Here is a 22,713-nt window from a genome sequence, read left to right as displayed (position 1 = left end):
GGAAATCCGCCCAACGCTTTGGAATTGACGGATTATTTTGCGAGAGGTACCGTCTTTCGATGGTCTTCCTTCGCAATGGCCCGTCAGGGGGAGGCGGCATGGCGGAAACGGTGACACGAGCCCAGCTCAGTGAATCGCTCTATCAGGAAATCGGCTTGTCTCGCAATGAGTCCGCCGATCTTGTTGAGACGGTGCTTGAAGAAATCTCCGGCGCGCTCGAACGCGGCGAGACGGTGAAGATCTCGTCCTTCGGCACCTTCGGCGTGCGCCAGAAGGGGCAGCGAATCGGGCGCAACCCGAAGACGGGGCAGGAGGTGCCGATTCTGCCGCGCAGGGTGCTGGTGTTCCGTGCCTCGCATGTGCTGAAGGGGCGGATCAACGGCACCAACCCTCCTCCTGCGGACGACGACGAGTAAGCCATGGCCGGAATGGGAGGATCGGAAGCGAAGCCTGCGCCGCTGCGCAAGTCGGCGACGGCCTATCGCACGATCAGCGAGGTATCCGACGACCTCGCCGTGCCGCAGCATGTGCTGCGGTTCTGGGAGACGAAGTTCTCCCAGGTCCGCCCGCTCAAACGCGGCGGCGGCCGTCGGTATTACCGCCCCGAGGACGTCCAGCTCCTGCGCCGGATCCGGCGTCTCCTCTATGAGGAGGGCTACACCATCAAGGGCGTACAGCGCCTGCTGAAGGAGGGCAAGTCGGCCGAGACCGAGGCGCCGTCCGGCGAGGCGACGCCCAGCGGGCCGGCGCATCCCCTCCCGGTCACCCGGACCAAGCCGACGAAGCCGCGCGAGGAGATGCAGCTCTCGCTCCTGGCCGGTGCCGGACGCGACGGCCGCGGCCAGGGCCTGTCGGCCGAGCTGCGCGACGAGCTGACCGTCCTGCTGGCCGAGCTGAAGCGCCTGCAGGCCGCCCTGCGCGGCGACGCCTGAGCCGAATCGGCCGGGGCCTGCTGCGTCACGACGGGCCGCACGTCTCCATCCGCCTCCGGCAGATCTCATACCAACGGCCTTTGAGATCGACTCTTCGGCTCTTTTTTCGTCATGGCGAGGCGCGAAGCGCCGTGGCCATCCAGGAGTTCGGTGCCGCTGGATGGCCACGCCCCTTCGGGGCTCGCCATGACGGATCAATATCTCGGGCCGTTGGTATCAGTAGTCGGTGATGCCGCTGCGCGGGATCCGCACCTCGCGGTGGATCCAGACGCTGAGCAGGATGCCGCAGCCCATCAGCAGGGTCAGCATCGCCGTGCCGCCATAGGACACCAGCGGCAGGGGAATGCCCACCACCGGGATCAGCCCGGTCACCATCGCCACATTGACGAAGACGTAGAGGAAGAAGGTCGTGGTCAGGCCGATGCCGACCAGCCGGCCGAAATGGCTGCGGGCACTGAGCGCGATCATCAACCCATAGACGAACAGCATGGCGTAGAGGAACAGCAGGATCAGCGCGCCGACCATGCCGAACTCCTCGGCCAGCACGACGAAGATGAAGTCGGTGTGCTTCTCCGGCAGGAACATCAGCTGGCTCTGCGTCCCGGCGGTGAAGCCCTTGCCGAACAGGGCGCCGGAGCCGAGCGCGATCTTCGACTGCATGATGTTGTAGCCGGCGCCGAGCGGGTCGCGCTCCGGCTCGAGGAAGGTGTAGACGCGGTTCTTCTGGTAATCGTGCAGGAACTCCCAGCCGATCGGGATCGCCGACAGGCCCAGAACGATGGCCACGGCGAACTTCCACAGCCGGACGCCGGTCGCAAACAGCACCGCGCCGCCGGTCAGCACCAGCAGCATGGCGGTGCCGAGATTGGGCTGCATCAGCACCAGCCCGACCGGCGCCAGGATCAGCAGCAGCGGCACGATCAGCACCAGCGGATTGCGCACCTCGACCAGCGAGAAGCCGTGGAAATAGCGGGCGAGGGCGAGCACCAGGGCGATCTTCATCAGCTCCGAGGGCTGGATCACCAGGGGCCCGAGATTGATCCAGCGCTCGGCGCCCATGCCGACATGGCCCATGAACTCGACCACGATCAGCAGCACGAAGACGATGGCGTAGACCGGATAGGCGATCTTCATCCAGACCCGGATGTCGACCAGCGCCAGCAGCAGCATGACGACGAAGCCGGTGGCGAAGCGGGTGAGCTGCCGGCCGGCCCAGGGCTCCCAGGAGCCGCCGCCGGCGGAGTAGAGCAGCATGACCCCGACCGCGGCGATGGCGCAGACCAGCACCACCAGCCCCCAGCTCATCAGCTGCAGCTTGGTCAGGATGGTGTAGTGCGGAGCGTCGTCGCGTATCCGGAAGCTGGTCATCAACAAGGCCGATCCGCCGTCGCCATGACGGCGGCCGGACTATGCTCCGGCCCGTCCGGCCGGGCAAGGATGCAGGCCGGCGACGAAATGACCGGAGCATTGCATGTCGCCTCTCTGCCCAGACATGAGAGGCAACACAGTGGGTTACTCGGCGATCCTAAAGCGTCGACTCAATACGGGCAGTCGACATCTCCGGTCTCGACGTAGACGCTCTTCAGCTGGGTGTAGTGCTCGAGCGCGGCGAGGCCGTTCTCGCGGCCGAGGCCGGACTGCTTGTATCCGCCGAACGGGATCTCCACCGGCGTGATGTTGTAGTTGTTGATCCAGCAGGTGCCGGCCTGCAGCCGGGCGACGACGCGGTGGCCGCGGGCCAGGTCGCGGGTGAACACGCCGGCGGCCAGGCCGTATTCGGTGACGTTGGCCCGGCGCACCACCTCGTCCTCGTCGGTGAAGGTCAGCACGGTCATCACCGGGCCGAAGATCTCCTCCTGCACGATCGTCATGTCATCGTGGCAGGCGTCGAAGACCGCCGGCTCGACGAAATAGCCGCCGGCCAGCGCCGGGTCAGCCGGGGCGCGGCCGCCGCAGATCAGGCGGGCGCCCGCCTTCACCCCGGCTTCGACATAGCCCAGCACCTTGGCCCGGTGGTCAGCCGAGATCAGGGCGCCGACCTGGGTCTCCGGGTCCATCGGGTCGCCGATCCGCATCTTCTGGGTGCGGGCCACCAGCGCGTCCATGAAGCGGTTGTGGAGCGAGGCCTCGACGAACACACGGGTGCCGTTCGAGCAGATCTCGCCCTGGGTGTAGAAATTCGCCATCATCGCCGCCTTCACCGCGTTCTCGACATCGGCGTCGGCGAAGATGATCAGCGGCGACTTGCCGCCCAGCTCCATGGTCACATGCTTCATCGCCCCGGCGGCGGCCGCGGCGACCTTGCGGCCGGTCGGCACCGACCCGGTCAGCGACACCTTTGCGACATCGCGATGGGAGATCAGAGCCTGGCCGACATCGCCCTTGCCCTGGACGACATTGAACACGCCGGACGGCAGCCCGGCCTCGGCGAAGATCTCGGCCAGCGCCACCGCGGTCATCGGCGTCAGCTCGGACGGCTTGAACACCATGGTGTTGCCGCAGGCCAGCGCCGGGCCGGACTTCCAGCAGGCGATCTGCAGCGGGTAGTTCCAGGCGCCGATTCCGGCAACGACGCCCAGCGGCTCGCGCCGCGTATAGGCGAAGGCGCGGCCGAAATCGTGATGGGTGCCGTGCAGCGACGGGGCCAGCCCGGCGAAGTACTCGATCGCGTCGGCGCCGGAATCGATGTCGACCGCCAGGGCCTCGGCGATCGGCTTGCCGGTGTCCTCGACCTCCATCCACGCCAGCCGGTCGCGGTTGGCGCGCAAGAGGCGCACCGCCTCGCGCAGGATGCGGCCGCGCTGGGTGCCGGTCATGCCGGCCCAGCCGTCGAAGGCGGCCCTGGCCGCGGCGACGGCGCGGTCGACATCGGCGGGGGAGGCGGCGGCGACCCGGCCGATCGCTTTGCCAGTCGCCGGGTTGATCGTGTCGAACGGCGTGCCGCCGCCCTCCACCGCCTGTCCGCCGATGTGCAGCCCGATCGTGCCGGCCATGGTTCTCTCCTGTGTCAGCGCTGCGAGGTCCGCCAGTTAGGGGCTTCGTAGACCGGGGCGTTGGAGGGCGGCAACGGCTCGCGGCCCAGGATCAGGTCGGCCGCCTTCTCGCCGATCATGATCGTCGGCGCGTTCAGATTGCCGCTGACGATCGACGGCATGATCGAGGCGTCGACCACGCGCAGCCCCTCCAGCCCGCGGACCCGGGTCTCGGGGTCGACCACCGCCATCTCGTCCACGCCCATCTTGCAGGTGCAGGACGGGTGATAGGCGCTGTCCGCCTTGGCGCGGACGAAGGCATCGATCTCGTCGTCGGTGCGCACCGCGGCACCGGGCGCGATCTCGGGCCCGCGATAGGGGGCGAAGGCGGGCTGGGCGAAGATCTCGCGGGTCAGCTTGACGCAGGCCCGCATGTCCGCGCGGTCGTCCTCGGTGGTCAGGTAGTTCGGCTGCAGGATCGGCTTGGCCCGCGGATCGGCCGAGCGCAGCTCGATCCAGCCGCGCGAGGTGGCGCGCATGGTGCCGGCATGCACCTGGAAGGCGTGCCGGTCGCCCGGCTTGCGGCCGTGGTCATTCACCACCGAGGGCAGGAAATGGTACTGGATGTCCGGGTGCCGGATGCCGGCGCGCGAGCGGATGAAGCCGCCGGCCTCGAGATGGGCCGAGGTGCAGAGGCCGCGGCGCAGCAGGAACCACTCGACCCCGACCTTGGCCTTAAACAGCGGATTCTCGACGCTGTAGAGCGTGATCGGCTGGGTGCATTCGTGCTGGATGTACATCTCCAGATGGTCCTGGAGATTGCGGCCGACGCCGGGCAGGTCGTGCACCACGGCGATGCCGTGCCGGCGCAGCTGGTCGGCCGGGCCGACCCCGGACAGCATCAAGAGCTGCGGCGAGTTGATGGCGCCGCCGCACAGGATCACCTCGCGCGCGGCGCGGGCGACGCGAACCTGGCCGGCTTGGGCATATTCGACGCCGACGGCCCGGCGGCCTTCGAACAGGATCCTTGTGCTGAGCGCGCCGGTTTCGACGGTCAGGTTCGGCCGCGACCGGGCCGGCTTGAGATAGGCCTTGGCGGCCGACCAGCGCTCGCCCTGATGGATCGTCATGTCCATCTTGCCGAAGCCTTCCTGCTGGTATCCGTTCATGTCCGCGGTGAACGGATACCCCGCCTGCTGCCCGGCCTGGATGAAGGCGTCGAACAGCGGGTTCGGCTGGCTGCCGGTCGAGACCTGCAGCGGACCGTCGGAGCCGCGATAGTCGTCGCCGCCCTTGGCCCGGGTCTCGGCGCGGCGGAAATAGGGCAGCACCTCGGCGTAGGACCAGCCGGCGGCGCCTTCCTCGGCCCAGCGGTCGTAGTCGTGGGCATGGCCGCGGACATAGACCATGGCGTTGAGCGAGGAGGAGCCGCCGAGCACCCGGCCGCGTGGCCAGTACATGCGGCGGTTGTCCATCGCCGCCTGCGGTTCGGTCTCATAGTACCAGTTGTACTTGTCGTCGCAGAGATTGTAGGTCAGCGCCGCCGGCATGTGGATCTTCCAGGTCCGGTCCTCGGGGCCCGCCTCCAGCACCAGCACGCGGATGCCGGGCTCGGCCGACAGCCGGTTGGCGAGGACGCAGCCGGCCGAGCCGGCGCCGACGATCACATAGTCGAATTCTGCCGTCATGGGTTCCGCTCCTCGGGCCGAGGCCGCATGCTAGCGGGGCGGGGCCGGGCGATGAGGCCGGTTTGCGTCACGCCATGCCGGAAATCGGCCAGCGGTGACGCCCGGGCCATCGTTAGACTCGCGCGGAGGCGCTCCGTCGCACATCCTGCGCCGGATGCCGCGTCGCAACGAACGAAAATGACGGAACAGGCGGGCAAACAGGAGAGTCGCATGATGTCGAGGCGTTTGATCGGGCTGGCGCTGGGCCTGGCCCTGGCCGCCGGGGCGGCGCAGGCGGCCGAGCCGGCGAGCTGCAAGAAGGTGCGGTTCTCCGATGTCGGCTGGACCGACATCACCGCGACAACGGCGCTGACAAAGGCGGTGTTGAAGGGCCTCGGCTACGAGCCCTCGGACGAGTTGCTGTCGGTGCCGGTGACCTATGTCTCGCTGAAGAACAAGAACATCGACGTCTTCCTCGGCAACTGGATGCCGTCGATGGCCGGCGACGCCAAGCCCTATCTCGACGACAAGTCGGTCGAGAGCGTCCGGGCCAATCTGGAGGGCGCCAAATACACCCTCGCCGTGCCTGATTACGTGTATCAGGCCGGGGTCAAGGATTTCGCCGACCTGGCCAAGAACGCCGACAAGTTCGACAGCAAGATCTACGGCATCGAGCCCGGCAACGACGGCAATCGGCTGGTCCAGAGCATGATCGACAAGGACGCCTTCGGCCTGAAGGATTGGCAGCTGGTCGAATCGAGCGAGCAGGGCATGCTGTCCCAGGTCGACCGCGCCGTCCGGCGCCAGGAATGGATCGTGTTCCTCGGCTGGGCGCCGCATCCGATGAACAAGAACTATCCGCTGCAGTACCTGTCCGGCGGCGACGACTATTTCGGTCCGAACTACGGCGGTGCCACGGTCTACACCAATGTCCGGGCCGGCTATCTCAGCGAATGCCCCAATGTCGGGAAGCTGCTGCAGAACCTTGCCTTCAACCTCGACATGGAGGCGACGGTGATGGAGACGATCGCCGGCGGCGAGGACCGCGACAAGGCGGCGACCGACTATCTCAAGGCCAATCCGGATGTGCTGACCCCCTGGCTGGCGGGCGTGACCACCTTCGACGGCAAGGACGGCCTCGCCGCGGTGAAGGCGTCGCTCGGCCTCTGATTCCTTCCGACAGGCGCGCCGCCGTCCCCCTGGCGGCGCGTCGTCCAAACGGCCGGAACAAAAAGGACGCCGCATGGACGAACTGAGCGCGCTGTTGTCCCAGAAGATCCCACTCGGGCTGTGGATCAAGCGCCTGACGGATTTCCTGACCGACAATTTCGCCAGCGTCTTCGACGCCATCTCGATCGGCCTCGGCACCGCCATCGAATGGCTGATCGACCTGTTCCTGTGGCCGCCGCCGCTGGTCTTCATCGCGATCGTCGCCGTCCTTGCCTACCTGCTGCACCGGCGCTGGCAGCTGGTCGCGCTGGTCGCGATCGGCTTCCTCCTGATCCTCAATCTCGGCTACTGGACCGAGACGATGCAGACCCTGGCGCTGGTGATCTGCGCCACCGTCCTGTCGCTCCTGATCGGCATCCCGATCGGCATTCTCTGCGCCCACCGGCCGCTGGTCTATGCCGTGGTGCGGCCGATCCTCGATCTGATGCAGACGCTGCCGACCTTCGTCTACCTGATCCCGACCCTGATCCTGTTCGGGCTCGGCGTGGCGCCGGGCCTGATCTCGACCGTGGTCTTCGCCGTGGCCGCGCCGATCCGCCTGACCTATCTCGGCATCCATGGTGTGCCGAGCCCGTTGCTGGAGGCGGGCGAGGCCTTCGGCGCCACCAAACGGCAGCTGCTGTTCAAGGTCGAGCTGCCGCACGCCCTGCCGACGATCATGGCCGGGCTGACCCAATGCATCATGCTGTCGCTGTCGATGGTGGTCATCGCCGCGCTGGTCGGGGCCGACGGCCTGGGCAAGCCGGTGGTGCGCGCCCTCAACTCCGTCAACGTGCCCATGGGGTTCGAGGCCGGCCTGTGCATCGTCATCCTGGCCGTGATCCTCGACCGCCTGGTGAAGAGCGAACGGCCCGTCGGAGGGGCGCACTGATGTCAAGCCTTCCCGCCGTCCATTTCAACGCTGTCGACGTGATCTTCGGGTCGACGCCGAAGCGGGCGCTGGCACTGCTCGACCAGGGCCGCAGCCGGGCCGAGATCCTGGCCGAGACCGGCGACACCCTGGCCGTGGCCGGCGCCGAGCTGGCGATCCCGTCGGGCGAGCTGTGCGTGCTGATGGGCCTGTCCGGCTCCGGCAAGTCGTCGCTGCTGCGCTGCGTTAACGGTCTCAACAAGGTCACCCGCGGCCGCATGATCGTGCGCTGCGACGGGCAGGAGGTCGACGTCGCCGCCTGCGACGAAACGACCTTGCGCCGGCTCCGGGCCGACTGGGTGTCGATGGTGTTCCAGCAATTCGCGCTGATGCCGTGGCGCACCATTCGCGAGAATGTCGGTCTCGGGCTCGAGCTGCGTGGCGTGCCCAAGGCGCAGCGCGACCGGGTGGTCGACGAGAAGCTGGCGCTGGTCCATCTCGACAAATGGGCCGGGAAGTATCCGCGCGAGCTGTCGGGCGGCATGCAGCAGCGCGTCGGCCTGGCCCGCGCCTTCGCCACCGATGCCGACATCCTGCTGATGGACGAGCCGTTCTCGGCCCTCGACCCGCTGATCCGCACCCATCTGCAGGATGAGCTGCTGGAGCTGCAGCACCGGCTGAAGAAGACCATCATCTTCGTCAGCCACGACCTCGATGAGGCGCTGAAGATCGGCAACCGCATCGTGATCATGGAATCCGGCCGGATCGTCCAGGTCGGCACGCCGGAGGAGATCGTCACCCGGCCGGCCGACGACTACGTTGCCAATTTCGTCGCCCACGTGAATCCGCTCAACGTGCTGCGGGCAGAGGCGCTGATGACGCCGCTTGACCTGCTGCCGCGCGACGGCGATTCGATCCTGGTCGACAAGGCCCGCACCTGCCGCTGCCGGATCGACGATCTCGGCCGGCCGATCGCGGTGACTCAGGCCGACCAGCCGCTGGAGATCGCCGACGGCATCATCAACGGCGTGGCGCCGGGGCAGATCGCGACCATGCCGGTCCATGCCTCGATGCGCCGCTTCATCGCCGCGCATGAGGCCACGCGGCAGCCGATCCTGGTGCTCGACGACGACGGCCGGCTGATCGGCAAGGTCGGGGAGAGCGAGCTGGTGGCGAGATTGCTTCGCGGAAAAGAAGCTTGAAAACAACTTTATAAACGGAGTATTTGAGATTTTGGTTTAGTTTCTTCGCCTTCCATCATTGATCCGGCGTGATCGTAGCGGATAACAAATGGCAATAAATGGATTGTTTCCCCCGGCGGCTTTGGCTATACATAGACGGCACATCCAGTGGTTGCCGGACCATACCAAAAATTGCCACCTTCCAGGCAATAGAGATGCGCCATTGCCCTAGTGACTAGGGGGCGGGGAGTCAGACAATATTCAGTATCGTGTGTTCTGCCGAATACGGCGGCAGAGCAAGTCTTGCTCCTTAGTTTCAGTTTTCTGGGGGGACGGGAATATGCAGTCCGACAGCTTTGTCGATACTGCCGCGGTCGACATTTCCGCAGAGGCACCGATCCGGACGGCTCGGACCGGCATGGCGGCCAAGCGGTTGATGGATATCGTATTGTCGATCGTCTTTCTGATTTTGTTTTCGCCATTGTTTCTGGTGTGCGCGATCATGATCCGGCGCTCCGGCCGAGGGGTCTTCTACAGCGACCGGCGTGTCGGACGTCACGGCAAGATCTTCTACTGCCACAAGTTCAGGACGATGGTTCCCAACGCGAACAAGCTGTTGGCGGATCTTCTTCAGAAGGATCCTGAGCTGCGGCGCGAATGGGAAGCCGGCTTCAAGCTGAAGAAGGATCCGCGGGTGACCGCGATCGGCCGCTTCCTGCGCAAGACCAGCCTCGACGAGCTGCCGCAGCTCTTCAATGTGCTGAAGGGCGATATGAGCCTGGTCGGCCCGCGGCCGATGTATGAGGAGGAGCAGGAGCGCTGGGGCTCGGCGATCCGCTATTATCACAGCACCCGGCCGGGCATGACCGGCGTCTGGCAGATCTCCGGCCGCAACGACACCAGCTACGAGACCAAGATCCGCCTCAATGTCGACTATGTCCGGAACTGGACCCTCTGGCGCGACATCGTGATCCTGTTCAAGACGCCGAAGGTGTTCCTCCCCGGCGCCGGCGCCTATTAGTCGGGCCGGCCGGGCCGGCTGCATTTCCGCCCAGAGGCGACGGACACGGCCCCCGCTCGGGGGCCGCGCCCGTTCCGGGTGTCGCGGCCGCTTCCGACTCGCTTCGCCCGCGGCTATAGGAAGACGCGACGCGATGCGGAGGACGCCGGGCCGTGCCCATGACCAGATTGTTTCGCCTGTTCCTGCTGCTGGCGCTGGCGGCGGGCCTGCCGGGCAACACCGCCCGGGCCGAGGCAGGGGCGGCGGCGCGCAACGGCCTTCCGGCCGAGGATGTCGCCTATATCCTGTTCGATGCGCAGAGCGGTCAGCTGATCGACACGGCCCAGCCGACGCGGCCGATGATCCCGGCCTCGACCATGAAGGTCCCGGCGATGCTGGCGGCGATCGAGATCCTCGGCGCCGACCATCGCTTCTCCACCATCGTCACCGCGGGCGGCACGGTCGAGGGGGGCGTGCTGCGCGGCGATCTGGCGCTGATCGGCGGCGGGGATCCCACGCTCGACATCAACGATCTTGCCGATCTCCTGCGCCAGATCCGGCAGGCCGGCATCACCCGGGTGACCGGCCGCTTCATCGTCGACGACACGGTGCTGCAGGCCCTGCCGTTCCTCGACCCGCTGCAGCCCCTGGCTGCCTCCTACAATCCCGGCCTGTCCGGCCTTGCGGTCAATTTCAACGCCTTGCGGCTGAGCTGGCAGAAGCGGCAGGGGCGGTTCGACGCCCGGGCCGAGGCGGTGGCGGAGGGGCGCAACCTCGCGCTGCCCTGGATCGATGTCAGCCAGGGCGCCGCCACGCCCTATCGTCCGATCGACGGCTATGAGGGCTGGATCTTGTCGGCCGCGCTGCCGGACAAGGGCTCGGACCTGCTGCCGATCCGTTATCCGACGGCGACCGCCGCCGAGATCTTCCGGTCGCTGGCGCGCGACGCCGGCATCGTCCTGCCGGGCCCGGTGATCGGGCCGGGCACGGCCGAAGCCACGATCATCGCCCGGCACGACAGCGAGCCGTTGCCGACGATCGTCGCCCGCGTTCTGAAATACAGCAACAATCTGTCGGCCGAGATGGTCGGCATGATGGCGGCGCGCCAGCTCCTGGGCCGCAGCAGCGTGAGCCAGGGGGAGGCGGGCCGGGCGCTGGCCGCCTGGTGGGCGCAGAAGCTGCCGCAGGTGGATTGGAGCGGGCTGTCGATCCCCGGCGCCTCGGGCCTCAGCACCGCCGCCCGGATCTCGCCGGTGCAGATGGCCGCGGTGCTGATCGAGGGCAACCGCATCGGCCTGCCGGCGCTGATGCCGGAGCGGCCGGACGGCGGGGCCGAGGCCGGCGCCGGCGGGCCGCCGCCACTGGCGGCCGGCCGGCTGCGGGCGAAGACCGGCACCATGGGCTATGTCCGCGGCCTGGCCGGCTATCTGTCGGCCAACAGCGGCCGGCAGCTCGGCTTTGCCATCTTCATCGTCGATGAGGCACAGCGCGCCGCGGCCGACGCGGCGACCGATCCCTATGTCCTCACCGTGTCGCAGCCGGCCCGGCGCTGGCTCGGCCGGGCGCGGGCGGCCGAGCGCGAGCTGCTGCGGCGGTGGGCGGCCGCTTACTAGCAGCGGCTCCTACAGCAGGTCGCGCAGCCGATACCAGACCATGGCCAGAACCAGCGCCGGCATCCGGAACATCCGGCCGCCGGGGAAGGGCTGGTGCGGGATTCGGGCGAAGACGTCGAAGCGATCGGCCTGGCCGTGGATCGCCTCGGCGATCACCCGCCCGGCCATGCCGGTCAGCAGCACGCCGTGGCCGGAGAAGCCCTGGGCGAAGAAGATATGCGGCGCCAGCCGACCGAAATGGGGCGTGCGGTTCATGGTGATGCCGACATGGCCGCCCCAGCAGAACTCGACTTTCTTCCCGGCCAGGCGGGGCAGGGTGCGCACCATGGTCCGCCGCATCTTCTCGGCCAGGCGCCGCGGCTCGTAGCCGGAATAGCTGACGCCGCCGCCGAACAGCATCCGGGTGTCGTGCCCCAGCCGGTAGTAGTTCAGCACGAAGTTGACGTCGGCGACGGCGAAGCCCGACGGGATGGTCTGCTGCGCCAGCGCCTCGCCCAGCGGCTCGGTCGCGATGATGTAGGTGCCGACCGGCATGACCCGGGCGCGGATGGTGCGGTCGACGTCGGCCGACAGTGCCGGCAGATAGGCATTGCCGCAGAGCGCCACGAAATCGGCGGTGATCCGTCCCTTCGGCGTGGTCGCCACCGCCGGCGAGCCCTGGTCCAGCCGGGTGACCGGCGTGTCCTCGTAGATCCGCACCCCGAGCGAACGCGCCGCCTCGGCCAGGCCGAGCGCATAGTTCAGCGGGTGGAGCTGGCCGCTGCCGCTGTCGAGCAGCCCGCCGACATAGGCCGGGCAGTCGACCAGCGCCCGGATCTCGCCCTGCGACAGCATGCGGCCAAGGCCGTAGCCCAGCCCTTCCCATTCGGCGAGAAGGGCCTGCAGCTCCTCGATGTGCCGGCGCTTCAGCGCCCCCAGCAGATAGCCCCAGCGCAGATCGCAATCGATGCCGTAGCGCTCGACGCGCTGCCGCAGGATCGCCTTGGACTCCTCGGACATGTCCCACAGCTTGCGGGCGTCGTCGGGCCCGACCCAGCTGGCGATGGTGCCGATCCCCTTGTTGAAGCCGGTCACCGCCTGGCCTCCGTTGCGGCCGGAGGCGCCCCAGCCGACCCGCCGGGCCTCGACCAGCACGACGTCGAGGCCGCGCTCCCTCAGCTCGATCGCAGTGCTGAGGCCGGTGTAGCCGCCGCCGACCACCAGCACATGGCAGCGCAGGTCCCCGTCGAGCGCGGGGAAGCGAAGGTCGCGGTTGGCGGTGGCGGTGTACCAGGAGCGGACATGGCCGGCAATTTGCATGACACAGCGGTGATGGCCTCGGATGCCGCCCTCAATAACTTGCGCCGGGCCGGGCCGGCCAGCCGGGCGGACGCCCGGTCCGTCATGTCCTGCCCGCATGACGGCAGCTGCTGGCTGCCCGGCGGGCTGTTCGCTTGTCCCGACCGGACCGACGGGCAAGAATAGGACCATATGCCGTGACCCCCGGGGTGACCCTTGTCGGTACGCATGCAGATTCGCGAGGTGGTGGAGGCGACGGTCCTGACCTTCGTCTTGGCGGTGCTCGGCATCGCCACGAAGGGGCTTGAGCCGCTCGCCCTGTTCTGGCCGGCGAACGGCGTCCTGATCGGCTGGTTCCTGCGTCGTCCCGCCCGTCGGCACCCGCTCTGCTGGGCTGGCGTCGTCCTGGCCTTCGTCACCGCCGATCTGTGCTACGGGCGCAGCATCGACCTGGTTGCGGTGCTGCTGTTGTCCAATCTCGCCGAGATCGTGGCGGGGCTGGCCGTGCTGGCGCCGCTGGGGGCGGAAGACCGGGAGCTGGCCCATCCCTCCGCGGTGCTGCGCGTCGGCGTCGCCTGCATCCTGTCGGCCCTGGCCGGCGGCATCGTCTCGGCGCTCGGCTTCGCCCTGCTCGGTGATCCAGCGATCCTGCTGAACACCGCGACCTGGTGGATGTCGGAGATCGCCAGCCTGGCGGCGGTACTGCCGGTCGCGCTGACCTTCCCGGCGCGGCCGTGGCCTTCGGGCTGGCTGTCGCGGGCGGTCCGCTTCGATGCGCCGGAGCTGGCGGGACCGGTGGTCCTGCTGGTTCTGATGGCGGCGCTGGGGGTCGTGACCGGCGGCATCGGCACCACCGGATATCTGCTGCTGCCCCTGATCTGGTCGGCGATGCGGGCGGGCATCTTCGCGACCACGGTGCTGGCCGCGCTGGCCGGGCTCTGGATCTTCGCGGCGCTCGGCCTCGGCCTCGACAGGCTGCCCTCGCAGACCGTGGCCGAGGATCCGCTGCGGATCCTGCTATCGGTCCGTCTTTCCGTCGCCTTCATCTCCCTCGCCGCCGTCCTGGTCGCCAGCATCATGGCGACGCGGCGGCGGATCGAGCTGCGGCTGGCGGAGAGCGAACACCGGCTGGCCCTGGCCTTCGAGGGCACCACGGACGGCATCTGGGACCTCGATGTGCCGTCCCGCCAGCTCTCCGCCCTCGACTCCGGCTCGCTGGCGGCACGGCCCGAGGCTGCGCCGCGCCGACCGCTCGACGACTATCTGCGCCGGATCCATCCGGACGATCGCGAGCGGGCGTCGGCGGTCCTGGAGGAGCATCTGGTCGGCCGGTCCCCGGACTGCGTCGTCGAATATCGCTGGCCGGCCCCGGACGGCGGCTGGATCTGGCAGCTGGCGCGGGGGCGGGCGGTGGAGCACGACGCCGAGGGGCGGCCGCTGCGCATCGTTGGCTCCTTCATGGATGTCTCGGCCCGCAAGGCGCTGGAGCAGAAGATCGAATACTTGGCGAATCACGACGCCCTGACCGGGCTGGCCAATCGCCATGCGCTCGATGCCGCGCTGCGCGAGCGGATCGCGGCCTATCGCCACCGGTCGGCGGGCGCGGTGCTGATGGTGGTCGATCTCGACGGCTTCAAGGCGGTCAATGACGGCCACGGCCATCTGGCCGGCGACACCGTGCTGTGCGCCCTGGCGCAGCGCCTGAGGGAGGTCCTGCCCGAGGGGGTGATGGCGGCGCGGGTGGGCGGTGACGAATTCGCCCTGATCGGCGGTGAGCTGAGCGCTGCGGAGGTCGAGGCTCTCGCCGACCGGATCGGGGCGGCCCTGGCCGTTCCGATCCCGGTCGGCGCCGGGATGATGTCGGTCGGCGCCAGCATCGGCTGGGCCTTCCTGCCCGGCGATGCCGAGGACCAGCACGGGCTGTCCGCCGTGGCCGACGCCCGGCTCTACGCCGCGAAGCAGCAGCCCCGGCGCGGCGCCGCGCCGGGACAGGCGTCGCGCGCCTCGGCCTAGGGCAACGACCTACGCCGCACGGTGCCAGGCCGGGAACGGGTCGGGCAGGTCCTCCCAGGCCACGGGGTCGAAGCCCGCGGCCTGGGCCGGGTCCACCAGGCAGGCGTCGAGGTCGCGCCGGATCGCCGCCTGGTCCATGCCGATGCCGATGAACACCAGCTCCTGCCGGCGATCACCGAACACCGGATCCCAGCGCGCGTCGATCATCCGACGCATCTCCGGATTCCTGGGCCAGCGGTCCCGCGGCACCGCCGCCCACCAGAAGCCGATCGCCTCATGCCGCAGGAAGGCGCCGGCCTGGCTCATCTCGCCGACCCAGCCGGGCCGGGTCGCCAGCCAGAAATGGCCCTTCGAGCGGATCACGCCGGGCCAGGGCTTCTGGAAGGCGGCGTGGAGGCGCGCCGGATGGAAGGGGCGGCGGGCCCGGTAGACGAAGCTCTCGATGCCGTATTCCAGCGTCTCCGGCCGGTGATCCGCGAACTGGTACAACTCCTTGTACCAGAGCGGATGCTCGCGGGCGCGGTCGAAGTCGAAGCGGCCGGTGCCGAGGATCGAGTCGAGGGGGACGACACCGAAATTCGCCTCGACGATCGCGGCCTCCGGATTCAGCCCGGCGACAACGCGGTGGACCATCATCCGCTGCTCCGGCGTCGCCGCGTCGATCTTGTTGATCACCACCACATCGGCGAATTCGATCTGGTCGACCAGCAGGTCGACCAGGATGCGGCCGTCCTCGTCGCCGGCGGTCTCGCCGCGGTCGCGCAGGAAGTCGGTGGAGCTGAAATCGGCCAGCAGGCTGGCGGCGTCGACCACCGTCACCATGGTGTCGATGCGGGCGACGTCGCCCAGCGAGGCGCCGGCCTCGTCCCGGAAGTCGAAGGTCGCGGCCACCGGCAGCGGCTCGGAGATGCCGGTCGATTCGATCACCAGGCAATCGAAGCGACCCTGCTCGGCCAGGCGCCGGACCTCGCGCAGCAGGTCGTCGCGCAGGGTGCAGCAGATGCAGCCATTGGTCATCTCGACCAGGGTCTCGCTGGTGCGGCTGAGATCGGCGCCGCCGTTGCGGACCAGATCGGCGTCGATGTTCACCTCGCTCATGTCGTTGACGATGACGGCAACCCGGCGGCCCTCGCGGTTGCGCAGGATGTGGTTCAGCAGCGTCGTCTTGCCGGCGCCGAGGAAGCCGGACAGGACGGTGACGGGAAGGCGGGCGTCCGGCCGCATGTCACGACACCAGCCGGCGAGGGGCGGGATCGGCCGCGTCCCGGTCGAGGCGCAGCTCGAGCGCGAGCGAGGCGAGCAGCTCGGCGCAGCGCGATGCGCCATGCACGGCGACCAGGCGCGGCATGGCTTCGGTCAGCAGCGCCGATGACAGCGCGGCCGCGGACAGGCCGGCGCCCTCCAGCTCGGCCATCAGGCGGCGGATCTCGCCGATCGCGCGGGTAAAGCCGGCCGGGCTGTGGATGCCCGGAGCGATCTGTTCGACGGTGTGGTGCGGCTGGTCTGGCATGGCTCTCGTCCGGTTTCTTTAATGTTATATCATAACAATAAGTGGACGAAGACAAGCCTCCTCTGCCGGCACAGACGACCTCGCCGGGAATGTCCGACGCTGAAGGCGGCTTCAGCCGGTGGCCGGACGGCAGCCCTCCGGCTTGAACACCCGGATGGTGGAGGCGGGGTGGCGGGTCAGCGCCGCCGGCGGCCGGACCGGTCGCGGGGCAAAGCCGCCGCCGCAATTCGGGCAGCGGCCACCCAGCACCGTCTCGGCACAGCTCGTGCAGAAGGTGCATTCGAAGCTGCAGATCACCGCCTCGCGCGAATCGGGCGGCAGATCCTTGTCGCAGCATTCGCAGTTCGGGCGCAGCTCCAGCATTCGATCCTCCTCGACGGCTTTCAGGAGGGAACCTTACAATTCCTTCATCGTTGGACAATCACTGCAAAAGGGCCTCAGCCTGTGCCAGTATCCGCTTGATCAAGCTGGAGATCTCGATGCGCGTTAGCCGAATTGACAATCCCGCAAAACGAATGCTCGGTTGGCTCGTGCGGTATTCGGTCGCCGGCCGGCACACGCGCAAGTTCTTTTCCGACCTGGCCCATGGTTCGTCGGCGAAAGCGAAGGCCGCCGCCGAGGCCTTCGCGCTGGAGCATCTCCAGGAGCATCACGAGATCCGCTCGCTGCGGACCAGGCTGCTGCCGCGCAGGAACACGCCGCACGGGGTGCCGGGGGTCGCGCGCTATGTCCGTCCCGGCGGGACCTCCGCCTTCTGGACGGCCTATTGGACGCAGGACGGCGTGCGCCGCCAGAAGAAGTATTCCGTCACCCAGCTCGGCGAGCACGAGGCGCGAGAGCTGGCCTTCGCCACCCGGGCGGAGATGACCGCCGGCAGCGAGGAGCGACTGATCGAGCTGCTCCAGATCCATGTGCCCGACCGCAAGGCCGCGGCCAAGCGGCAGCGCCGCCCGGCGACGCCGGCCGTTGCCCAGCCGCAGGAGGCGCCGAAGCGGCGGTCCAGACCGGCGCCAGCCGCCCCGGAACGCCGGACGCGGGCCTGAGTCTTACACCTTGCTCAGGTACCAGTCGTATTCCAGCTGGCTGATCTGGGAGAAGAACTTGTCCCGCTCGGCCCATTTCAGGGCCAGGTAGACATCGAGGAAGCGGCGGCCGAAATATTCGTTGAAGAAGGCCGAGCCGTCGAGCTGCTCCAGCGCCACGATCCAGGACGAGGTCAGGGTCGGCTCGATCTTGTCATAGGCGTTGCCCTGGATCGGCGGGCCCGGATCGATCTGCCGCTTCAGCCCGTGATGCGCCCCCGCCAGCACCGCCGCGACCACCAGATAGGGGTTGCTGTCGGCACCGGCGACGCGGTGCTCGACCCGGCGGTCCTCCGGCTTGCCCGGCGGGATGCGCAGCGACACGCTGCGGTTGTTGGCTGCCCAGGTCGGGGCGTGCGGCACATAGGAGTTCGGCTGGAACCGGCGGAAGGCGTTCTGGTTCTGGGCGAACACGGCCATGCCTTCGGCCATGGTGGCGGCGAGCCCGCCGATGGCGTGGCGCAGGGCCGGGCTGCCGTTCGGATCCTCGTCGGCGAAGATGTTCCGGCCGGCGTCGTCCAGCAGGCTCATATGAATGTGGAAGCCGCTGCCGGCCTGGTCGGGATAGGGTTTGGCCATGAAGGTGGCCTCGACCCCGTGCTTGGCCGCCACTGATCGGACCACGCGCTTGAACAGGATGGCGTCGTCGCAGGCCTCGAGCGGGTCGGGGACGTGGCGCAGATTGATCTCGTACTGCCCGGGCGCGTATTCCGAGACCAGGCTGTCGACCGGAATGCCCTGCGCCACCGCGGTGTCGTAGATCTCGTGCAGCAGCTCGTTGAAATCGTACAGCTCGTCAATGCCGTAGACCTGGGTGGTGTCCTGCCGCTTGCCGCTGATCGGCGACATCGGCGGGCGGGGCCGCCCGTCCTCGCCGCGCTTGCGGTCAACGAGATAGAATTCCAGCTCCACCGCCACCACCGGATGCAGCCCGTCGGCATTCAGCCGCTGCACCGCATTGGCCAGGACGGTGCGTGGATCGGCGAAGAAGGGGGAGCCGTCGAGGTCCTGCATCGCCAGCAGCACCTGGCCGGTCGGGCGCGACAGCCAGGGCACCGGATCGAGCGTGTGCGGGACGGGGAGGCAGTCGCGGTCGGCGTCGCCGTCGGCGAAGCCCAGGCCGGTCTCTTCGACCGTCTCGCCGGTGATGTCGGTGGCGAAGAGGGAACCGGGGAAGGTCAGGCCGTCGCGGAAGATCTTGTCGAGCGTGCCGACCGGGACCTTCTTGCCGCGCAGGACGCCGCACATGTCGCAGACCAGGGCGTCGATGTGCGTGATGTCAGGAAATTGCGCGCGGAAATTCCTTACGATGTCGTTCGATGTGCGTTCATGCATTTGGTCACGCAATTGTTGCCACGAGGCCTCCATCCTCGCAGCCGGCCGGAAACTGTCAAGCCGGGCCCAGGCGGGGCGGCCATGATGCCGTTCTTCTCTTCCCACCCCCCCGGGGGGCTCGGCTATGGTGGGTGGCGCAGAAACGAGAAGCGGGGCCCGCCTAAAGGGGCAGGGCCATGATTTTATGTCAAAACTGGAAGACTTCATTCACGAGCATGGCGTGACCGAAGTCGAATGCCTGGTTCCCGACATCAACGGGATCGCCCGGGGCAAGATCCTGCCGGATGACAAGTTCATCAAGGGATTGAGAACCCGGGGGATGCGGATCCCGGAATCGATCTTCATGCAGACGGTGACGGGGGAATACCCCGACGACGACGTCACCAACCCGGCCGATATCGACATCTACATGGTGCCCGACCCGAGCAGCGCCCGCATCGTGCCCTGGTACGAGGAGCCGACGGCGCAGGTGATCTGCGACGCCGAATATGTCGACGGCAGCCCCTGCGAGATCTCCAGCCGCCACGTGCTGCGGCGGGTGCTGAAGCTGTACGAGGAGAGGGGCTGGAAGCCCCTGGTGGCGCCCGAGCTGGAATTCTACCTGGTCAAGAAGAACATCGACCCGGATTACCCGCTGGAGCCGCCGATCGGCCGGTCAGGCCGGCCGGAGACCGGGCGGCAGTCCTACGGCATCGACGCGGTCAACGAATTCGACCCGATCTTCGAAGAGATCTACGACCATTGCGAGGCGATGGGCCTCGACGTCGACACCCTGGCGCATGAGGCCGGGGCGGCGCAGATCGAGATCAACTTCAACCACGGCGATCCGCTCGACCTCGCCGACCAGGTGCTGATCTTCAAGCGCACGGTGCGCGAGACGGCGATGCGCCACGACGTCTACGCCACCTTCATGGCCAAGCCGCTCAAGGACGAGCCCGGCAGCGCCATGCATCTGCACCAGAGCGTGAACGACGCCAGCACCGGCCGGAACCTGTTCGCGACCGAGACCGGCGAGAACAGCGAGATGTTCCTGGCCTATATCGCGGGGCTGCAGAAATTCGTGCCGGCGGCGATGCCGCTGTTCGCGCCGAACGTCAACTCCTACCGCCGGCTCGACCCCGAGAGCGACGCGCCGATCAACGTCCATTGGGGCATGGACAACCGCACCGTCGGTTTCCGCGTGCCGATCGACGAGCCGCAGGCCAAGCGGGTCGAGAACCGGGTGGCGGGCGCCGACTGCAACCCGTATCTGATGTTCGCGGCCTCGCTGGCCTGCGGCTATCTCGGCATCGCCAACGAGCTGCAGCCGTCGAACCCGATCGAGGGGTCGGCCAAGCGCCTGGCCTTCACCCTGCCGCGCCACCTCTACGACAGCCTGAACAAGTTCTCCGCCTCGCGCCCGCTGCGCGAGGTGCTGGGGGACAAGCTGGTCGACGCGGTGTGGTGGGTGAAGAACAAGGAGTATGATGCCTATCACCGCGTCATCAGCTCCTGGGAACGCGAGAACCTGCTGCTGAACGTCTGAGCCGGCCGGCCCGCTCCGGACGAGCGCCCGGAGCGGGCTGTTCGGCACGATGATCGGGAGGTGGCCTTGGCAGGCAAGTTCGAGCCGCTGGATTCCGGCCGGGTGCCGCGCTTCGCAGGCATCCCGACCTTCATGCGCCTGCCGGTGGCGGATCCGGCCGAGGTGGATATCGCGCTGGTCGGCGTGCCCTTCGACGGCGGCGTCACCAACCGCGCCGGGACGCGGCACGGGCCGCGCGAGCTGCGCAACCAGTCCAGCCTGATGCGCCGCGTGCATCACGTCACCGGCGTCTCGCCCTATGATCTCCTGCGCGTCGGCGATTGCGGCGACGTCCCGGTCGATCCGATCAACCTGGCGAAATCGCTGGAGGCGATCGCGGCTTTCTATGCGGCGCTGCGCCGGTCCGGCGCGACGCCCATATCGGCCGGCGGCGACCACCTGGTCTCGCTGCCGATCCTGCGCGGCCTGGTCGTCGACGGCCCGGTGGGGCTGATCCAGTTCGACGCGCATTCCGACACCTATGACAGCTTCTTCGGCAATCCCTACAACCACGGCACGCCGTTCCGCCGGGCCATCGAGGAGGGGCTGGTCGACCCGAAGCGGATGGTCCAGATCGGGCTGCGCGGCTCGATCTCCGATGCCGGCAACTACGATTTCGCCAAGGCCTGCGGCACCCGCATGATCTTCATCGAGGAGTTCGACCGGCGCGGCCCCGACGACGTGATGGACGAGGCGCTGGAGATCCTCGGTTCGGGGCCGGCCTATGCGACCTTCGACATCGACGCTATCGACCCCTCGATGGCGCCGGGCACCGGCACGCCCGAGATCGGCGGCATCACCACCCGCGAGGCGCAGCGGATGGTGCGCCGCCTGGCGGGGCTGAACCTGATCGGGGCCGATCTGGTCGAGGTCTCGCCGCCCTTCGATCCGTCGGGCCTCACCGCCTTGACCGGGGCGACCCTGATGTTCGAGCTGCTCTGCGCGGTCGCGCCGGGCGTGGCGGCGCACCGCGGCGCGCGTGCAGGCGTCTGACGCGTCCGACGAGAGACGCCCGTCGCGGCATGTTCCCTGGAGGAGACCATGGCCGTCGTCTTTGCCTATGTCACCACCGGTTCGGAGGCCGAGGCCGCCCGCATCGGCCGGGCGCTGGTCGAGGAACGGCTGGCCGCGTCCGTCAACATCCTGCCCGGCGCGCGGTCGATCTACCGCTGGCGGGGCAGGGTGGAGGAGGCGGCGGAGGCGGTGCTGATCGCCAAGACCCGAGCTGATCGGTTCACCGATCTGTCCGCCCGGGTGCGCGAGCTGCACAGCTACGAGCTGCCCTGCATCGTCGCCCTCAGGATCGAGGGCGGCAACGCCGGCTATCTCGACTGGATCCGCCACGAGTCTCTGCCGTGTCCAGCGCCGGATGCCGCCGGAGGCGGATGACGGCCATGCCCGGGCCGCGGCCGTGCCGGGCTGCGCCGCGCCTTGAACCGCGGGCAGGGCTGCCAAAGTTCAGGACATGACACTGCCGCTCTCGGTCCTCGACCTCGCGCCGATCGCCGCCGGCTCCCCGCCCGGCCAGGCCGTGCGCAACTCGCTCGATCTCGCCCGGCTGGCCGACCGCCTCGGCTTCACCCGCTACTGGGTGGCCGAGCATCATTCGATCCCCGGCGTGGCCTCGACCGCGCCGGAGGTGCTGATCGGCCATCTGGCCCAGGTGACGCAGCGCATCCGCGTCGGCTCCGGCGGCGTGATGCTGCCGAACCACGCGCCGCTGCGGGTGGTCGAGGCCTTCAAGATGCTGGAGGCGCTGCATCCCGGCCGGATCGATCTCGGCCTCGGCCGCGCCCCCGGCTCGGACCAGCTGGCGGCGCTGGCGATGCGCCGCTCGCGCGACGCCGTCATCGCCGACGACTTCACCGAACAATATGCCGAGCTGCGCGCCTTCGCCGACGGCACCTTCCCGGCCGACCATGCCTTCCGGTCCGTCCGCGCGGTGCCGGAGGATGTGCCCTTGCCGCCGGTCTGGATGCTGGGCTCCAGCGACTTCGGCGCCCGCTTCGCCGCCCATCTCGGCGTCGGCTTCGCCTTCGCCCATCACTTCAGCCCGCAATACACGATGCCGGCCATGCATCTGTACCGCAGCAACTTCCGGCCCTCGGCGGCGATGCGCGAGCCGCATGCGATCCTGACCGTCTCGGTCTACTGCGCCGAGGATGCGGCGGAGGCCGAGCGGCTGGCGGCGCCGCACCAGCTGTCCTGGGTGCGGCTGCGCAGCAACCGGCCGAGCCTGTTGCCGAGCCCGGAGGAGGCGCTGTCCTACTCCTACACGCCGGAGGAGCGGCGCGTTGCCGACAGCGCCCGGCGTAACCAGATCGTGGGCACGCCCGAGACGGTGAAGGCCGAGATCGAGCGCCTGGCCGGCGAGGCCGTGGCCAGCGAGGTGATGATCACCAGCATGATCCACGACCACGCCGCCCGGCTGCGCTCCTACGAGCTGGTGGCGCAGGTGTTCGGGCTGTCTGGCGCAGCAGCTTGAG

At 68.4% G+C, this 22,713-nt stretch carries 22 protein-coding genes; 13 read left to right on the top strand and 9 right to left on the bottom strand.

The annotated features are described in order from the left end of the window. The first annotated feature begins 98 nt into the window (after nucleotides 1-98). Nucleotides 99-416, top strand: coding sequence for an integration host factor subunit alpha (locus tag KXR53_RS25635; protein ID WP_437378137.1), 318 nt, complete (start codon nucleotides 99-101; stop codon nucleotides 414-416). 3 nt (nucleotides 417-419) lie between these two features. Further along, nucleotides 420-932 (top strand): MerR family transcriptional regulator, encoded by a 513-nt coding sequence (locus tag KXR53_RS25630; RefSeq protein WP_437378136.1) that lies wholly within the window; start codon nucleotides 420-422, stop codon nucleotides 930-932. Between the two features lie 216 nt (nucleotides 933-1,148). Here the strand turns inward: KXR53_RS25630 and rodA are convergent, their stop codons facing one another. The 3 genes from rodA to betA all read right to left on the bottom strand — a co-directional run bounded on the left by rodA (nucleotide 1,149) and on the right by betA (nucleotide 5,592). Then, a complete protein-coding gene (gene rodA, locus KXR53_RS25625; protein WP_437378135.1) occupies nucleotides 1,149-2,300 on the bottom strand; it encodes a rod shape-determining protein RodA in 1,152 nt (383 codons plus the stop codon). 170 nt (nucleotides 2,301-2,470) lie between these two features. Next, entirely contained in the window at nucleotides 2,471-3,925 is a 1,455-nt protein-coding gene (gene betB, locus KXR53_RS25620; RefSeq protein ID WP_437378134.1) for a betaine-aldehyde dehydrogenase, read from the bottom strand. Between the two features lie 14 nt (nucleotides 3,926-3,939). Next, nucleotides 3,940-5,592, bottom strand: coding sequence for a choline dehydrogenase (gene betA / locus KXR53_RS25615; protein ID WP_437378133.1), 1,653 nt, complete (start codon nucleotides 5,590-5,592; stop codon nucleotides 3,940-3,942). A gap of 210 nt (nucleotides 5,593-5,802) precedes the next feature. Here betA and KXR53_RS25610 point away from each other — a divergent pair, with 210 nt between their 5' ends. From KXR53_RS25610 to choV, 3 genes are all read left to right on the top strand, one after another. Next, nucleotides 5,803-6,741, top strand: coding sequence for a choline ABC transporter substrate-binding protein (locus KXR53_RS25610; protein WP_437378132.1), 939 nt, complete (start codon nucleotides 5,803-5,805; stop codon nucleotides 6,739-6,741). 73 nt (nucleotides 6,742-6,814) lie between these two features. Continuing rightward, nucleotides 6,815-7,672, top strand: a complete 858-nt coding sequence (gene choW, locus KXR53_RS25605) for a choline ABC transporter permease subunit (protein WP_437378131.1) — start codon at nucleotides 6,815-6,817, stop codon at nucleotides 7,670-7,672. Continuing rightward, entirely contained in the window at nucleotides 7,672-8,853 is a 1,182-nt protein-coding gene (gene choV / locus KXR53_RS25600) for a choline ABC transporter ATP-binding protein (RefSeq protein ID WP_437378130.1), read from the top strand. Before choW ends, choV begins: the two co-directional genes overlap by 1 nt. Nucleotides 8,854-9,093: 240 nt before the next feature. On the opposite strand, the gene KXR53_RS25595 is transcribed toward choV, so the two are convergent. Then, nucleotides 9,094-9,336 (bottom strand): hypothetical protein, encoded by a 243-nt coding sequence (locus KXR53_RS25595; RefSeq protein ID WP_437378160.1) that lies wholly within the window; start codon nucleotides 9,334-9,336, stop codon nucleotides 9,094-9,096. On the opposite strand from KXR53_RS25595, the gene KXR53_RS25590 reads away from it, so the two are divergent. Together KXR53_RS25590 and dacB are read left to right on the top strand one after the other, a co-directional pair. Next, the gene (locus tag KXR53_RS25590) at nucleotides 9,251-9,853 is read left to right on the top strand and encodes a sugar transferase (protein ID WP_437378157.1); all 603 of its coding nucleotides are present in this window, start codon (nucleotides 9,251-9,253) and stop codon (nucleotides 9,851-9,853) included. The two genes, KXR53_RS25595 and KXR53_RS25590, sit on opposite strands and share 86 nt — an antisense overlap. Before the next feature lie 158 nt (nucleotides 9,854-10,011). Next, entirely contained in the window at nucleotides 10,012-11,445 is a 1,434-nt protein-coding gene (gene dacB, locus KXR53_RS25585; protein WP_437378129.1) for a D-alanyl-D-alanine carboxypeptidase/D-alanyl-D-alanine endopeptidase, read from the top strand. A gap of 9 nt (nucleotides 11,446-11,454) precedes the next feature. Here the strand turns inward: dacB and KXR53_RS25580 are convergent, their stop codons facing one another. Further along, on the bottom strand, nucleotides 11,455-12,744 hold the full coding sequence (locus KXR53_RS25580; RefSeq protein WP_437378128.1) for an NAD(P)/FAD-dependent oxidoreductase: 1,290 nt from the start codon (nucleotides 12,742-12,744) through the stop codon (nucleotides 11,455-11,457). Between the two features lie 207 nt (nucleotides 12,745-12,951). Between KXR53_RS25580 and KXR53_RS25575 the strand changes: the two genes are divergently transcribed. Further along, nucleotides 12,952-14,736, top strand: coding sequence for a diguanylate cyclase domain-containing protein (locus tag KXR53_RS25575; RefSeq protein WP_437378127.1), 1,785 nt, complete (start codon nucleotides 12,952-12,954; stop codon nucleotides 14,734-14,736). Between the two features lie 9 nt (nucleotides 14,737-14,745). Here KXR53_RS25575 and zigA read toward each other — a convergent pair whose 3' ends face one another. The 3 genes from zigA to KXR53_RS25560 form a co-directional block, all read right to left on the bottom strand. Next, nucleotides 14,746-15,960, bottom strand: coding sequence for a zinc metallochaperone GTPase ZigA (gene zigA, locus KXR53_RS25570; protein WP_437378126.1), 1,215 nt, complete (start codon nucleotides 15,958-15,960; stop codon nucleotides 14,746-14,748). A 1-nt stretch (nucleotide 15,961) separates the two neighbouring features. Beyond that, on the bottom strand, nucleotides 15,962-16,246 hold the full coding sequence (locus KXR53_RS25565; RefSeq protein WP_437378125.1) for a hypothetical protein: 285 nt from the start codon (nucleotides 16,244-16,246) through the stop codon (nucleotides 15,962-15,964). Nucleotides 16,247-16,357: 111 nt separating this feature from the next. After that, nucleotides 16,358-16,609 carry a DUF1272 domain-containing protein gene (locus tag KXR53_RS25560; RefSeq protein ID WP_437378124.1) on the bottom strand — a complete coding sequence of 84 codons (252 nt, stop codon included), beginning with the start codon at nucleotides 16,607-16,609 and terminating at the stop codon, nucleotides 16,358-16,360. Between the two features lie 152 nt (nucleotides 16,610-16,761). On the opposite strand from KXR53_RS25560, the gene KXR53_RS25555 reads away from it, so the two are divergent. After that, on the top strand, nucleotides 16,762-17,289 hold the full coding sequence (locus KXR53_RS25555; RefSeq protein ID WP_437378123.1) for an AP2/ERF family transcription factor: 528 nt from the start codon (nucleotides 16,762-16,764) through the stop codon (nucleotides 17,287-17,289). A 3-nt stretch (nucleotides 17,290-17,292) separates the two neighbouring features. Here the strand turns inward: KXR53_RS25555 and KXR53_RS25550 are convergent, their stop codons facing one another. Continuing rightward, complete coding sequence (locus KXR53_RS25550) at nucleotides 17,293-18,663, bottom strand: glutamine synthetase family protein (RefSeq protein ID WP_437378122.1); 1,371 nt, start codon at nucleotides 18,661-18,663, stop codon at nucleotides 17,293-17,295. A 184-nt stretch (nucleotides 18,664-18,847) separates the two neighbouring features. Between KXR53_RS25550 and KXR53_RS25545 the strand changes: the two genes are divergently transcribed. From KXR53_RS25545 to KXR53_RS25530, 4 genes are all read left to right on the top strand, one after another. Then, a complete protein-coding gene (locus tag KXR53_RS25545) occupies nucleotides 18,848-20,188 on the top strand; it encodes a glutamine synthetase family protein (RefSeq protein WP_437378121.1) in 1,341 nt (446 codons plus the stop codon). 60 nt (nucleotides 20,189-20,248) lie between these two features. Further along, nucleotides 20,249-21,220 carry an agmatinase gene (speB, locus tag KXR53_RS25540; protein WP_437378120.1) on the top strand — a complete coding sequence of 324 codons (972 nt, stop codon included), beginning with the start codon at nucleotides 20,249-20,251 and terminating at the stop codon, nucleotides 21,218-21,220. A gap of 48 nt (nucleotides 21,221-21,268) precedes the next feature. Beyond that, on the top strand, nucleotides 21,269-21,616 hold the full coding sequence (gene cutA, locus KXR53_RS25535) for a divalent-cation tolerance protein CutA (RefSeq protein ID WP_437378119.1): 348 nt from the start codon (nucleotides 21,269-21,271) through the stop codon (nucleotides 21,614-21,616). 76 nt (nucleotides 21,617-21,692) lie between these two features. Then, the gene (locus KXR53_RS25530) at nucleotides 21,693-22,712 is read left to right on the top strand and encodes an LLM class flavin-dependent oxidoreductase (protein ID WP_437378118.1); all 1,020 of its coding nucleotides are present in this window, start codon (nucleotides 21,693-21,695) and stop codon (nucleotides 22,710-22,712) included. Nucleotide 22,713 lies beyond the last annotated feature (1 nt).

Origin of the sequence: Inquilinus limosus, assembly GCF_051487185.1 — a bacterium.
GTDB classification, from domain to species: domain Bacteria; phylum Pseudomonadota; class Alphaproteobacteria; order DSM-16000; family Inquilinaceae; genus Inquilinus; species Inquilinus limosus_F.
This window is presented reverse-complemented; position numbering and strand designations above follow the sequence as displayed.